Annotated in this window: 9 protein-coding genes; 1 reads left to right on the top strand and 8 read right to left on the bottom strand. The window is 39.7% G+C overall.

What is annotated here, in order from left to right; translation table 11 throughout:
• Positions 1 to 61: 61 nt before the first annotated feature.
• The 4 genes from SFC32_RS03480 to pbp1b form a co-directional block, all read right to left on the bottom strand.
• Positions 62 to 430 carry a DUF1033 family protein gene (locus SFC32_RS03480; protein ID WP_074564836.1) on the bottom strand — a complete coding sequence of 123 codons (369 nt, stop codon included), beginning with the start codon at positions 428 to 430 and terminating at the stop codon, positions 62 to 64.
• Between the two features lie 155 nt (positions 431 to 585).
• The gene (gene rpoC / locus SFC32_RS03475; protein WP_411049736.1) at positions 586 to 4,224 is read right to left on the bottom strand and encodes a DNA-directed RNA polymerase subunit beta'; all 3,639 of its coding nucleotides are present in this window, start codon (positions 4,222 to 4,224) and stop codon (positions 586 to 588) included.
• Positions 4,225 to 4,402: 178 nt separating this feature from the next.
• Complete coding sequence (gene rpoB, locus SFC32_RS03470; protein ID WP_039697354.1) at positions 4,403 to 7,972, bottom strand: DNA-directed RNA polymerase subunit beta; 3,570 nt, start codon at positions 7,970 to 7,972, stop codon at positions 4,403 to 4,405.
• Positions 7,973 to 8,314: 342 nt separating this feature from the next.
• Positions 8,315 to 10,636 (bottom strand): penicillin-binding protein PBP1B, encoded by a 2,322-nt coding sequence (gene pbp1b / locus SFC32_RS03465; RefSeq protein ID WP_411049737.1) that lies wholly within the window; start codon positions 10,634 to 10,636, stop codon positions 8,315 to 8,317.
• Between the two features lie 161 nt (positions 10,637 to 10,797).
• On the opposite strand from pbp1b, the gene tyrS reads away from it, so the two are divergent.
• On the top strand, positions 10,798 to 12,054 hold the full coding sequence (gene tyrS / locus SFC32_RS03460) for a tyrosine--tRNA ligase (RefSeq protein ID WP_074564832.1): 1,257 nt from the start codon (positions 10,798 to 10,800) through the stop codon (positions 12,052 to 12,054).
• 76 nt (positions 12,055 to 12,130) lie between these two features.
• Here tyrS and SFC32_RS03455 read toward each other — a convergent pair whose 3' ends face one another.
• From SFC32_RS03455 to ispE, 4 genes are all read right to left on the bottom strand, one after another.
• Positions 12,131 to 12,949 (bottom strand): metal ABC transporter permease, encoded by an 819-nt coding sequence (locus tag SFC32_RS03455; RefSeq protein ID WP_020915966.1) that lies wholly within the window; start codon positions 12,947 to 12,949, stop codon positions 12,131 to 12,133.
• Entirely contained in the window at positions 12,939 to 13,649 is a 711-nt protein-coding gene (locus SFC32_RS03450; RefSeq protein WP_039697350.1) for a metal ABC transporter ATP-binding protein, read from the bottom strand. Before SFC32_RS03450 ends, SFC32_RS03455 begins: the two co-directional genes overlap by 11 nt.
• A complete protein-coding gene (locus tag SFC32_RS03445; RefSeq protein ID WP_039697349.1) occupies positions 13,646 to 14,092 on the bottom strand; it encodes a zinc-dependent MarR family transcriptional regulator in 447 nt (148 codons plus the stop codon). The genes SFC32_RS03450 and SFC32_RS03445 overlap by 4 nt, the downstream gene beginning before the upstream one ends.
• Before the next feature lie 80 nt (positions 14,093 to 14,172).
• Entirely contained in the window at positions 14,173 to 15,021 is an 849-nt protein-coding gene (ispE, locus tag SFC32_RS03440; protein ID WP_039697348.1) for a 4-(cytidine 5'-diphospho)-2-C-methyl-D-erythritol kinase, read from the bottom strand.
• Positions 15,022 to 15,153: the final 132 nt, after the last annotated feature.

Raw genomic sequence — 15,153 nt, 5'->3', positions numbered from 1 at the left:
CACTTTTATATTCGTAAAAAATCTCAAAAAAAGAAAAAAACCATGGAAAAAACTTCCATGATTAAGGTTTAAATTTGCAATTTTGAGGTCTGGGGCTTGGTTCGTCATTTCGAACATTAAAATGATAAGCAAAATGCTCTTTAGTCAATTCTTGCCCATCCTTTAAGATTAAAAGAGAATGATATTGCTGCAAATAATCACCACAATTTTCACACCAACGTTTCTCGGTTTGATCCCAGAAAGCAGCTTGAAAATTATCATGACACTTACAGCTCGGCAGGTTCATTCTTAACGATTGCCATTCTGATTTGTAAAATGACACAGCTTCTTCAAAGTATTCAAAAGTTTGTTCTTCGATGATATCATCCTGCCAATCATCCAAAAACCACCAGGGTTCCCAGTCCCCAAACATTTTGATTACTTGATACATTTTTTCACTTCCTTATGGTCTTTATTATATAAGAATTAAAGCTAATTTAAAATATATTTGCTTATTTATAATCATTATCATCTAAAAAAGCTTAACAAAAAGGCCTGAGATAAACTCAGGCCTTTTCATTTATTAAACTCAAATGTGAAATCAGATTATTCAGCGTCTGTTGATGCAGATGCTTCAACTGTTTCAGCTTCTTCACTTGTTTCAAGTTCATTAACAGCTTGTGGTTCAAGGTTACGGTAACGTGCCATACCTGTACCAGCTGGAATGATTTTACCGATGATAACATTTTCTTTAAGACCAAGAAGGTGATCTTTTTTACCACGGATAGCAGCATCTGTAAGAACACGAGTTGTTTCTTGGAATGATGCAGCTGACAAGAATGAGTTAGTTTCAAGCGAAGCTTTAGTAATACCCATAAGTACTGGACGTGCAGTTGCAGGAATACCACCAGAGATAACAACATCTTTGTTAGCATCTGTGAAGTCTGCGATATCCATAAGTGTACCTGGAAGAAGATCTGTATCACCTGGATCCATGATACGAACTTTACGAAGCATTTGACGAACCATTACTTCGACGTGTTTATCACCGATTTCTACCCCTTGGCTACGGTATACTTTTTGTACTTCGGCAAGAAGGTAAGTTTCAACTGATAATGTATCACGAACTTCAAGGAGACGTTTAGGTTGGATAGAACCTTCAGTAAGTGGTGCACCACGGTGAACTTCGTCACCAACAGCTACTTTCATACGAGCTGTGAATGGTACCACGTATTCACCCATACCAGTCTTACCTTGAACGTAAACTTTCTTAGTACGTGTAGAAGCATCTTCTTCGATGTCAACAACAGTACCTTTAACTTCAGTGATAACTGCTTCCCCTTTAGGGTTACGAGCTTCAAAGATTTCTTGGATACGAGGAAGACCTTGTGTGATATCGGTATTTGACGCAACACCACCCGTGTGGAAGGTACGCATTGTAAGCTGAGTACCAGGTTCACCGATAGATTGAGCGGCAATTGTACCAACTGCTTCACCAACTTCAACCGCATCACCTGTAGCAAGGTTGACACCATAACAGTGACGACATACACCATGACGAGTGTTACATGTAAATACTGAACGGATTGTTACTTCTTCAACACCAGCTTTAACAATTTCAGCTGCCATATCTTCAGTAATCAATACATCAGCACCAACGATAACTTCACCAGTTTCAGGGTGTTTAACAGATTTCTTAGTATAACGACCAACAAGACGTTCTTCAAGAGTTTCTGTAACTTCTTTACCGTCAGTGATTGCACGGATAACAAGACCACGGTCAGTTCCACAATCGTCTTCACGAATGATAACGTCTTGGGCAACGTCAACCAAACGACGAGTAAGGTAACCAGAGTCGGCAGTCTTAAGGGCTGTATCGGTCATACCTTTACGAGCACCGTGAGTTGAGAAGAACATTTCCAAGACAGACAAACCTTCACGGAAGTTAGACAAGATAGGCAATTCCATGATACGTCCGTTCGGAGCAGCCATCAAACCACGCATACCGGCAAGTTGTGAGAAGTTAGAGATGTTACCACGAGCTCCTGAGTCCATCATCATAACGATAGGGTTCTTAGGATCTTGTGTTTCAATCAGACGTTGTTCAAGTTCTTCTTTAGCTTCACGCCATGTTGTTGTAACAGCAACATAACGATCATCATCAGTCATCAAACCACGACGGAAGGCTTTGTTAATTTGTTCAACTTTCGTGTGGGCTGCATCGATAATTTCTTGTTTGTTATCGATAACTGGGATATCGGCGATACCCACTGTCAAACCAGCAAGAGTTGAATGGTAGTAACCAAGGTCTTTCAAGCGGTCAAGGAAGGCTGATGTTTCTGTTGTACGGAAACGTTTAAAGATTTCCGCGATAATATTACCAAGATTTTTCTTCTTGAATGGAACGTTGATGTCCAAGCTGTCGATAACAGTGTGGATATCTTGTCCAGGTTCCAAGAAGTATTTATCTGGAGTTTTTTCAGTCAAGTTAGCATTGTTTGGTTCTTGAAGGTAAGGTAGATCATCAGGCATGATGTCGTTAAAGAGGATCTTACCAACAGTTGTAACCATGATTTTGTGTTTTTGTTCATCAGTCCATGGTTTGTTTGGCATGCTATCAACTGTAATACCAACACGTGTGTGCAAGTGAACATAACCATTGCGGTATGCCATAACTGCTTCATCACGGTCTTTGAAGACCATTCCTTCACCTTCACGACCTGGTTCTTCCATAGTTAGGTAGTAGTTACCAAGAACCATATCTTGAGATGGAGTTACGACTGGTTTACCATCTTTAGGGTTAAGGATGTGTTCTGCGGCAAGCATAAGAAGACGTGCTTCTGCTTGAGCTTCTTCAGAAAGTGGTACGTGGATGGCCATTTGGTCACCATCGAAGTCGGCATTGTAGGCTTCACAAACAAGTGGGTGAAGACGAAGTGCTTTACCATCGATAAGGACTGGTTCAAAGGCTTGGATACCCAAACGGTGAAGAGTCGGTGCGCGGTTAAGAAGTACTGGGTGTTCTTTAATAACATCTTCAAGAATATCCCAAATACGTTCATCTCCACGTTCAACCATGCGTTTAGCAGCTTTAACGTTACCAGCGTAGTCACGTGCAACGATTTCGCGCATTACGAATGGTTTGAACAATTCGATAGCCATTTCACGTGGCACACCACATTGATACATTTTAAGTGTTGGACCTACGGCGATAACTGAACGTCCAGAGAAGTCAACACGTTTACCAAGCAAGTTTTGACGGAAACGACCTTGTTTACCTTTAAGCATGTGGCTCAAAGATTTAAGAGGACGGCTACCAGGACCTGTAATCGGACGACCACGACGACCGTTATCGATAAGTGCATCAACAGCTTCTTGCAACATACGTTTTTCGTTTTGCACGATGATACCAGGGGCATTCAATTCAAGCAAGCGAGCCAAACGGTTGTTACGGTTGATAACACGACGGTAAAGGTCGTTTAAGTCAGATGCAGCGAAACGTCCACCATCCAATTGAACCATTGGACGAAGATCTGGTGGAATAACTGGCAAGATGTTAAGTACCATCCATTCTGGTTTATTACCAGATTTGTAGAAGGCATCAAGAACATCCAAACGACGAACAGCTTTGATACGTTTTTGACCAGTTGCTGTTTTCAATTCTTCTTTAAGTTCAGCGATTTCAGATTTCAAATCAACGCGTTTAAGAAGATCTTGGATAGCTTCCGCACCCATTTTCGCTACGAATGAACCTTGTCCATATTCTTGGATTTTTTCACGGTATTCGCGTTCTGTCAAAAGTGATTTGGGTTCAAGCGGAGTATCTTTTGGATCGATAACCACATAAGCTGCGAAGTAGATAACTTCTTCAAGTGCACGTGGGCTCATGTCCAAAGTAAGTCCCATACGTGATGGAATACCTTTGAAGTACCAAATGTGTGATACTGGAGCTTTCAATTCGATGTGACCCATACGTTCACGACGAACTTTAGCACGTGTTACTTCAACACCACAGCGGTCACAAACAATTCCTTTATAACGAATACGTTTATATTTACCACAAGCACATTCCCAGTCTTTTGTAGGTCCGAAGATAACTTCATCAAAAAGACCTTCACGTTCTGGTTTGAGCGTACGATAGTTGATTGTTTCAGGTTTTTTAACTTCACCATAAGACCATGAACGGACCTTACTTGGTGAGGCTAATGTGATTTGCATACTTTTAAAACGATTTACGTCAACCACTAGTTTTACCTTTCTTTATTGTACTTTTGAAAATAGCTGAGCTACTTTCTAACTGTCATGACTTACAAATCATTGACTGTAAGACATCATTTATCGTTATAGGACTTATCCAAACAATCCGACTAAGAGAAGCAAAATTTACTTGCAACTCTTATGCCCAAATTGTTCTTTCCTATTATTATTTTTCTTCTGCAGAAACTTCAGCTTTTTCAGCTTCTTCTGTTTCTTGTTTTTGACGAGCTTTTTCAAGATCATCAACGTGCATTACGTCGTCATCTTCACCTTCATCAAGGTCACGAAGTTCAACTTCGTTGTCATCTTCGTCAAGCACGCGCATGTCAAGACCAAGTGATTGCAATTCTTTAACAAGTACTCGGAATGATTCTGGCACACCTGGTTTTGGAATTGGTTTACCTTTAGTGATGGCTTCATAAGCTTTAAGACGACCAGTCACATCATCTGACTTGTAAGTCAAGATTTCTTGAAGGACGTTTGATGCACCGTAAGCTTCCAAAGCCCAAACTTCCATTTCACCGAAACGTTGTCCACCAAATTGTGCTTTACCACCAAGAGGTTGTTGTGTAACGAGTGAGTAAGGACCAACTGAACGTGCGTGAAGTTTATCATCAACCATGTGGTGAAGTTTGATCATGTACATGACACCAACTGACACACGGTTATCAAATGGTTCACCAGTACGTCCATCGTAAAGAACTGTCTTAGCGTCGCTAGCCATACCAGCTTCGTTAACAGTATCCCAAAGATCTTCTGAAGTTGCCCCGTCGAAGACCGGTGTTGCAATGTGGATACCAAGGTTACGAGCAGCCATACCAAGGTGAAGTTCCATAACTTGTCCGATGTTCATACGTGATGGCACCCCAAGTGGGTTCAACATGATATCGACTGGAGTTCCGTCTGGAAGGTAAGGCATGTCTTCAACTGGAACAACACGAGAAACAACCCCTTTGTTACCGTGACGACCGGCCATTTTATCTCCGACTTTGATTTTACGTTTTTGTGCGATGTAAACACGAACGAGCATGTTAACACCTGATTGTAATTCATCACCGTTTGCACGTGTAAAGATTTTAACGTCACGAACGACACCATCTCCACCGTGTGGTACACGAAGTGATGTATCACGAACTTCACGAGATTTATCACCGAAGATTGCGTGAAGAAGACGTTCTTCAGCAGAAAGGTCTTTTTCACCTTTAGGTGTTACTTTACCTACAAGGATGTCACCTTCTTTAACTTCAGCACCAATACGGATGATACCCATTTCGTCAAGGTCTTTAAGAGCTTCTTCACCAACGTTTGGAATTTCGCGAGTGATTTCTTCAGGGCCTAACTTAGTATCGCGTGTTTCTGATTCAAATTCTTCCAAGTGAACTGATGTATAAACATCTTCTTTAACAAGACGTTCACTCAAGATGATGGCATCTTCATAGTTATAACCATCCCAAGTCATGTAAGCGACGATTGGGTTTTGACCAAGAGCCATTTCACCTTTTTCCATTGAAGGACCATCAGCGATGAAGTCACCTTTTTCAACGATATCGCCAACTTTAACAAGTGTGTGTTGGTTATAAGCTGTACCTGAGTTAGAACGACGGAATTTAGTGATGTGGTAAACATCAAGTGAACCATCTTCACGACGAACTTCAACTTTTTCAGCGTCAGAGAAGACAACTCGTCCATCGTGTTTAGCGATGACGGCAGCACCTGAATCGTGGGCTGCTTGATATTCCATACCGGTACCAACATATGGTGCGTGTGGATCGATCAATGGCACCGCTTGACGTTGCATGTTGGCACCCATGAGGGCACGGTTAGAATCATCGTTTTCAAGGAAAGGAATACATGCTGTCGCAACGGCAACTACTTGTTTAGGTGAAACGTCAACGAAGTCAACGATGTTTGATGGGAACTCTTGGTTATTACCTTGATGACGACCCATAACGATGTCTTCAGCAAATGTTCCATCTTCGTTAAGTTTTGAGTTAGCCTGTGCTACTGTGTATTCATCTTCTTCATCGGCAGTCAACCAAACGATTTCGTTTGTAACCACACCTGTAGCGCGGTCAACTTTACGATATGGTGTTTGGATGAAACCATATTTGTTAAGGTGTCCGTATGTAGACAAGTTATTGATCAAACCGATGTTAGGTCCTTCAGGAGTTTCAATCGGACACATACGACCATAGTGAGTGTAGTGCACGTCACGAACTTCATAACCAGCACGGTCACGAGTCAAACCACCAGGTCCTAAGGCTGACAAACGACGTTTGTGAGACAACTCAGAAAGTGGGTTGTGTTGGTCCATGAACTGTGACAATTGAGAAGAACCGAAGAATTCTTTAACGGCTGCAGTTACAGGACGGATGTTGATGATTTGTTGTGGTGTCAACACTTCGTTATCTTGTACTGACATACGTTCGCGAACGTTACGTTCCATACGAGCAAGACCGATACGGAATTGGTTAGCAAGCAATTCACCAACGGCACGGATACGACGATTACCAAGGTGGTCGATATCATCAACTTTACCTAGACCTTCAGCAAGGTTAAGGAAGTATGACATTTCAGCCAAGATATCAGCTGGTGTAAGCGCACGTGCTTTGTCATCAGGATTTGCATTACCAACGATTGTAACAACGCGGTCTGGATCAACCGGTGATACAACTTTGAATTTTTGAAGAACAACAGGTTCAGTGACAACAGCGTAATCATTTGGTGTGTAAACAAATTTGTTAAGGTCACCATCCAATTGATCAGCAATTGAATCGATAACGTCACGTGTCATTACTGTACCAGCTTCAACAAGGATTTCACCTGTTTCAGCATCAACCAAGTTTTCAGCAATTGTTTGGTTCAAGAGACGAGTCTTGATGTTAAGTTTTTTGTTGATTTTGTAACGACCAACAGCTGCCAAGTCATAACGACGTGGGTCAAAGAAACGAGCTACAAGCAAGCTACGTGAGCTATCAGCTGTTTTTGGTTCACCTGGACGAAGACGTTCGTAAATTTCTTTAAGTGCTTCGTCAGTACGTGAATCTGCTGGGTTTTTGTGAATATCTTTTTCGATAGTGTTACGAACAAGTTCGCTGTCACCAAAGATATCCATGATTTCATCATCACCTGAGAAACCAAGAGCACGTACAAGTGTTGTAAATGGAATTTTACGTGTACGGTCGATACGTGTGTAAGCAATGTCTTTTGAATCTGTTTCTAATTCAAGCCATGCTCCACGGTTAGGGATTACAGTTGAACCGTAACCAACTTTACCGTTTTTATCAACTTTATCGTTGAAATAAACACCAGGAGAACGAACCAACTGAGAAACGATAATACGTTCACCACCGTTGATGATGAATGTACCCATTTCAGTCATAATTGGGAAATCACCGAAGAAAACTTCTTGAGTTTTGATTTCTCCTGTTTCTTTGTTAATCAAACGGAAGGTTACAAAAATAGGTGCTGAGTAAGATGCATCGTGGATACGAGCTTCTTCAAGCGTATACTTAGGCTCTTTCAATTCGTAACCAACAAATTCAAGTTCCATAGTATCCGTAAAGTTTGTAATTGGAAGTACATCTTCAAAAACTTCTCTTAATCCGTTATCCAAGAAGTCTTTAAAAGAATCCGTTTGAATTTCAATCAAGTTAGGTAAATCAAGAACTTCCTTGATTCTTGAAAAGCTACGACGTGTACGGTGTTTCCCGTACTGAACTTCATGTCCTGCCAAGTTTTTTACTCCTTCATTAAAATACAGAGGTCTATAAACTCCATCATAACCACAATTCTCTTCATACGACGAGAACAATCATTACTTTTTCATTTTGACCTTTATAGTTAGGATGCTTAAAACACCCCGCCAAGTGTGTCGTTGATGTGAATTTTTAGAAACTTTAAATATAGGTTACAAACCGCATTTTTTCTAAAATTAGGCACAAAAAGAGCAGCTAAATCTGACCATAAAAAGTGTGATTTAACTGCTGCAAACCTTAGTTGGACAATATTTCAACTAAAGCAGACGACAAATAGTTATTAATATTATACCTTATTTTTTCAATTTTTGCAAGTGTTTTTAGTTACTGCTGTTGGTTTTAATCGCCGGATTATGAAGCAATGCATCCCATGCTTTCGTGTAGTCACTATCTGTTCCACCGATAGCAAATTTATAGGTCATATTACCAGCGCCAGTCTTAGCCCAATAACTTGTTGTTGTCTCGCCGCTAACATTAAGCGAGCGACCATTTACCGTTACCGTACCAGGCTGCAAACCAGTTGCTTTTAGAACCGTTGACTTAATCACATTTGAAGACAAGTTGTATTTGTCTGTTCCAAATGTATTCGCATTAGCATTATAAATGCTATTAACCAAATCAGCCATATACTGAGCGTTGTATTTGTAACCAGCCATTGAGTCTAGAGAAGTATTATCATCATTACCTGCCCAACCACCTAAAGTTACTTTTGGTGTTGAAAGCATCAACCAAACATCCGTATAATTGTCGGTCGTACCTGTTTTTCCTGACCAATCTGCTTGCGCTGCTTGACCATTCAAAGCTTGTAAATCTTTGTAGAACTCAGTAGTTGCGCCACCTTTAACAACATCTTTCAATAACTGGTTCAAAATACTAGCTGTTGCTTCTGAGAAGACACGAACTGGATTTGCCTTGTGTTGGTAAATGACATTACCTTTATTATCAGTGATGCTATCAACCAAGTATCCTTTCATGTAAACACCACCGTTTGAAATCATTTGATAAGCATTTACTTGTTGAAGAACGGTTGTTTCAATACCACCACCTAAAGGCAGACTTTCAATCGCGTAGTTGTCAACGCTATAATTCATTTTCTTCATGTAAGACTCAATATCAACATTGTGATTGAGCAACATCTGGTAAGTCCAATAAGCTGGAATATTCCATGATGTATTAAGTGCTTCTTGAAGGTTAATCATGCCAGTTCCGACGTCGTTACCGTGCATGATTGGTTGACCACTTGAGAAATTCGTTGGGTAATTAGAAAGAATGCTTGCACTGCCAAGAAGCCCTTGATCAATAGCAATACCGTAAGCGATAATCGGTTTGATACTTGAACCTGGTGAGCGCGCAGTATCAAAAGCGTGGTTATTTTGGTTGGTTGAATAATCCCTGCCACCAATAAATCCTAAAATCGCACCAGTAGAATTATCCATCAAGACATTCCCAACATCGACTTGTTGAGAACTTCCTTGATCCAGTGTGCCACCATGCTGCGCTACAGCATTTTGCATAGCATTGTAGACATTCTTATCAATTGTTGTCTTGACCGTGTAGCCACCTTGTTGCAAGGTTTCTGAAGCTAATTTGCGGTAAGATTCTTTCGTTGTATCGTTTTTCAATTCTTGTTCAGAAACACCATTTTTCTCAATCAAGTAATCATACATGATATCTTGTGCTTCTTCTAAGACAGAATAGTAAAGGAAATCGTGAGAACTTGTCGTTGCAGATGCTGGTTGAATAAAGTCTTGACTAACATCGTATGACTTATACTCATTGTACTCATCTTTTGTCAAATAGCCTGCGCGGTACATGTTGTAAAGAACATCTTGTTGACGAGAAAGACCATAAGCCATATTTTCCGCATCTTTTAGCTGACCAGCAGCTGTGTAAGGCGAATAAACAATTGGACTTTGTGGCAAACCAGCTAAAAATGCAGCTTGTGGAATCGTCAAATCACTTGCAGACACCCCAAAGATCCCTTGAGCAGCCTCTTCAATCCCAGCAATATTTTCACCCTTATTGTTACGTCCAAAAGGTGACACATTCAGGTAATCGGTCAAAATCTCATCTTTATTCAAATAACGTTCTAATGCCAAAGCATAGATAATTTCACGTGACTTACGCTTAAATGTTGGATCGTCACCTAAGACCTGTTGCTTGATTAATTGTTGCGTCAACGTTGACCCACCACTAGTTTCACCTAGGCCAAGAACAGATCCCAAAGTTGCACGGAAAACCGCCTTAGGAACCACACCATCATGCCCTTCAAAATTTTCATCCTCAGTTGCTACAATGGCATGTTTGATATTTTCTGAAATAGCTTCGCTAGCAACTGGTGTACGTAGCAAGTCCGTATCAATGGCAGCAATCGAACTGCCATCAGAATAAGACATCTGTGACACGCGCGTCAAGGAAGTCACCTGACTGACCAAGCTCTCCTTATCAGGAATTTTAACCGCATCTATCTGACTAGCAAGATAACCAAAAGCTAAACCGACTCCCAACATGCCAAACAAGATGACAATGATATAAAAAAAGTCGGTTAACAACTTAACTGTCCTCAAAAAGACTGATCCAAAATCAAGTAAGCCAAGCTTCTGACGATCTGCTTTTTTCTTATTTTTATTTTTCTTACTCATTCTAATACCTCGATAATATTATACCAAACTTTGATAAAGCTTGCATAGAGGCACCGCTTTTTGATATAATAGCCTGTAAACTACAATATCATTGAGGGAAAATCTAGCCCAGCTAGAAGACACAAATATCACCCTCAAAATTTTAAGTAAGGAGAAAGCTCGTGAACATATTCGAAGAACTCAAAGAACGTGGCTTAGTTTTTCAAACAACTGATGAAGAAGCCCTTGTCAAAGCATTAACAGAAGGGCAAGTATCCTATTATACTGGTTATGATCCTACAGCTGATAGTCTTCACCTTGGTCACTTGGTTGCCATTCTAACATCACGTCGCCTTCAAATGGCAGGACATAAACCATATGCTCTTGTTGGAGGAGCTACAGGACTTATCGGTGACCCATCATTTAAAGACGCTGAACGCAGTCTTCAAACAAAAGAAACTGTTGATGGATGGGTTGTTAAAATTCAAAATCAATTGTCACGTTTCCTTGATTTCGAAAATGGCGACAACAAAGCCGTTATGGTTAACAACTATGACTGGTTTGGTAACATTAGCTTCATCGACTTCCTACGTGATGTCGGTAAATACTTTACTGTCAATGCAATGATGAGTAAAGAATCAGTTAAAAAACGTATTGAAACAGGTATCTCATACACTGAGTTTGCCTACCAAATCATGCAAGGTTACGACTTCTACGAATTAAACGATAAATACAACGTTACTTTGCAAATTGGTGGTTCTGACCAATGGGGTAATATGACTGCTGGTACAGAACTTCTTCGTCGTAAAGCTGATAAAACTGGCCACGTGATGACAGTGCCACTTATCACTGATGCTACAGGTAAAAAATTCGGTAAATCTGAAGGAAATGCGGTTTGGCTTGATGCTGATAAAACATCTCCATACGAAATGTACCAATTCTGGCTCAACGTTATGGACGACGATGCTGTTCGCTTCTTGAAAATCTTCACATTCCTTTCACTAGATGAAATCGCTGAAATCGAAAAAGAATTTAACGCTGCACGTCACGAACGTTTGGCACAAAAAGTCCTAGCACGTGAAGTTGTCACACTTGTTCACGGTGAAGAAGCTTACAAAGAAGCTCTTAAAATCACTGAACAACTTTTCGCTGGAAACATCAAGAGCCTTTCAGCAAAAGAATTAAAACAAGGTCTAAACAACGTTCCTAACTATGCTGTTTCAGACGATGATAACCGCAACATCGTTGAAATGCTTGTTGCTGCTAAAATCTCACCATCAAAACGTCAAGCACGTGAAGACGTTCAAAATGGTGCTATCTACATCAACGGTGAACGTGTTCAAGATTTGGACTACACACTTTCTGATGACGATAAAATCGATAACGAACTTACTGTTATCCGCCGCGGTAAGAAAAAATACTTCGTATTGACTTACTAATTTTAAAATCATTAACAGATGCTCTAAGCATCTGTTTTTTTATGCCATCAAAAAAGAGAGGAACTTCCTCTCTTTTTTAACTATTACGACGACTTACCACATTAAACAAATTCACCAAAAGGAAAATTGCCACAAAGATAATTGTAATCGTTGCGCTTGCTGGTGTTTCCCAATAATACGATGTGATAATGCCAGTTACCATTCCAATAAAACCAACTAAAACACCAATGAAAATCACTGATCTAAAGTTTTTCCCAAGCCTCATAGCGATACTTGCTGGTAAAACCATAATCGTTGACACCAGAAGAGCTCCTGCTGCCGGAATCGTCAAAGCTATTGCAATCCCAGTCACAATATTGAACAACAATGACATCAAACGAACTGGCAAGCCATCAACAAAAGCTGTTTCCTCATCAAATGTTAGAACATACATCGGTCTGATAAATAATAAAGTCAAAATCAAAACAATAACTGCAATCACAAACAAAGCAATGACTTGACCCATGTTAATCGTCACAATCGAACCGAATAAATACTGTTCCAAATTCACACTACCAGCATTCTCTGACTTACTTGTCACAATCAAAGCAACCGCCAAACCAAGCGACATCAGAATTGCCGTAGAAATTTCAATATAGTGCTTATAAACCGTCTGCAAATATTCTAAAACAACAGCTGCAATCGTCACCACAATGACCGTTGACCAGGTTGTTGATTTTCCAAGTAAAATACCAAGAGCAACACCAGCCAAAGAAACATGGCTAAGTGTATCACTCATCAAACTTTGGTGACGTAAAATTAAGAAAATCCCCAAAATCGGAGCAAAAATACTAATCGCAACTACTGCCATAATGGCGCGTTGCATAAAATCATATGAAAAAATCTCAGTCAGCATTCTTAGCTCCTTTCTTTGTTAAAGCATGAAGATCGAAGCAATGCCAAGGTGTCTTTTGACTACGAACCAAGTGAATGTTACGATCAGCATAACGTTTCACCTCATCTGGATCATGCGTAATCATCAAAACGGATTTTCCATGCGTATGTGCACTGTGGTGCATCAATTCGTAAAATCTTTCAGTTGTTCCAGCATCCATACCAGTTGTTGGTTCATCTAAAATAAAAATATCAGGATCTGAAGCAAAAATACGCGCAATCACAATACGTTGTTTTTGACCTCCAGATAAGCTCCCAATGCGCTTATTACGATTTTCCCACATACCAACTGATTCTAGACTAACCTTAACGTGTTCTTCGTCATGCTTAGTCAAACGACGAAACCAACCATTTCGAGGATATCGACCAGAACGGACGAATTCATGAACCGTTGATGGAAAACCAGCATTAAAACTAGCAATCTGCTGTGGCAAATAGGCAATACGAAGTTTCTTGCCATCTTTATTTGTTTTAGAGATTGTCACTTGACCACTCTTTGGTGTCAAAATACCAAGCGTCGCCTTAACCAAAGTTGATTTTGCTGCACCATTTTCACCAGTTAAAGTAACAAACTCACCACTATCTAAATGGTAATTAATCCCTTCCAAGACAGGTTCACTGTCATATTGGAAAGATAAATCTTCTACTGTAATATATCTCATTTACACCCTTCTAGCTCATCTGAAAAAGCAGTCAAAAATCTTGAAATAACAGACTGTTCTTCATCTGAAAAATCATCAATCATTTTTTTATACACTGACAATGTCGCATGATGGTGGTGAGTATGTTCATCTGCGACAGGTTTAGCAAGCTCAGTCAATTCAAAATAAGTCACACGGGCATCATCCTTATTTTTCACAGGAGCAAGCATTCCCTCTTTGACCAAACACTTAATAGCTTTCGTAACAGCTGCTTGGCTAATATTCAAACGTTTTGCCAAGGCTGAATTAGTCAAGCGTTCTTGCGACAAAAGCATCAGAATATGTTCTTGTGTATTGGTTAATTCGACACCACTTTGACAAGCACCAAATAATAACTCGTGCTGATTTTCGGCTTTTAATAAAATTTCATTTACTAGACAATCAATTTGTTTTTCTAGCTGCATTATCAACACCCCTCTCACTTCATTAACCAGTTAATTATATCAAAAAGAAAAAAAAGAATCAATTACCTGATTCCCTTTCTTCACAATATCCGTACTTTGTAAACTTCTTTACAGAAGCCTCGCATACTATTAACCAAACGATCTGCTTTTTTCTCTGAGCGACACAAACCAAAAACCGTTGGACCACTTCCTGTCATTAAAGCAGCATCAGCCCCACACTTCATCATACGATCTTTTATTTTTTGGATAAATGGCTTGCGCTTAATCGTAATATCCTCTAAAGAATTCCCCATATGAGCAATAATCTGTTCATAATCATTAGCCAAAACAGCTTCCTTTAAAGAATCAATATCAACACGAGAAATTGTCTCACAATCAATCTCAGGAAAAACCGTGCGCGTTGAAACACCAAAATCAGGCTTAACCAAAACAACCCAAGCAGACAAAGATGTATTTAAACACTCAACAATTTCACCTTTACCAGAAATGCAGGCACAACCAGCTCCCAAACAATAAGGCACATCACTCCCCACTTGAAAGCCAATCTCAATCATTTCTTCTTTAGATAACTTAAGTTGCCATAACTTATTTAAAGCCCTGATAGTGGCAGCAGCATCAGTTGACCCGCCGCCCAAACCAGCACAGATAGGGATAGTTTTCTCCAGTTCAATCTTAACACCAGACTTGATGCCATATCTATCCTTAATGAGCTGAGCTGCCTTAAAAACATCATTTTTAGCATTTAAAGGCATCTTGTGATTATTAGACTCAACAATAATATCTGAACCAGAAATCTCAGATACTGTGATATAGTCATTCAAATCAACACTAACCATAACCATTGATAAATCATGATAACCATCAGGCCTTTTCCCAACAATATCCAAGCCTAAATTAATCTTAGCAGGTGCCTTTTCAATAATAACCATTAAACATTCCTTTTAAAATATTACATCTATTATAACAAATATTCTGAAAAGAACACACCATAATAGTCTCCTTCTATGAAAAACATCATATTTTCAGGAAAACTATTTTTAAAATACTATATTTTCAAATTG

Origin of the sequence: Streptococcus sp. TATVAM-FAB8 (genome assembly GCF_046592795.1) — a bacterium.
Lineage (GTDB): Bacteria > Bacillota > Bacilli > Lactobacillales > Streptococcaceae > Streptococcus > Streptococcus ruminicola.
This window is presented reverse-complemented; position numbering and strand designations above follow the sequence as displayed.

Bases quoted from the DNA above. Each gene is read 5' to 3' on its own strand.
- SFC32_RS03445 (WP_039697349.1), bottom strand. From the start codon at position 14,092: ATGCAGCTAGAAAAACAAATTGATTGTCTAGTAAATGAAATTTTATTA.
- ispE (WP_039697348.1), bottom strand. From the start codon at position 15,021: ATGGTTATTATTGAAAAGGCACCTGCTAAGATTAATTTAGGCTTGGAT.
- SFC32_RS03455 (WP_020915966.1), bottom strand. From the start codon at position 12,949: ATGCTGACTGAGATTTTTTCATATGATTTTATGCAACGCGCCATTATG.
- pbp1b (WP_411049737.1), bottom strand. From the start codon at position 10,636: ATGAGTAAGAAAAATAAAAATAAGAAAAAAGCAGATCGTCAGAAGCTT.
- SFC32_RS03450 (WP_039697350.1), bottom strand. From the start codon at position 13,649: ATGAGATATATTACAGTAGAAGATTTATCTTTCCAATATGACAGTGAA.
- SFC32_RS03480 (WP_074564836.1), bottom strand. From the start codon at position 430: ATGTATCAAGTAATCAAAATGTTTGGGGACTGGGAACCCTGGTGGTTT.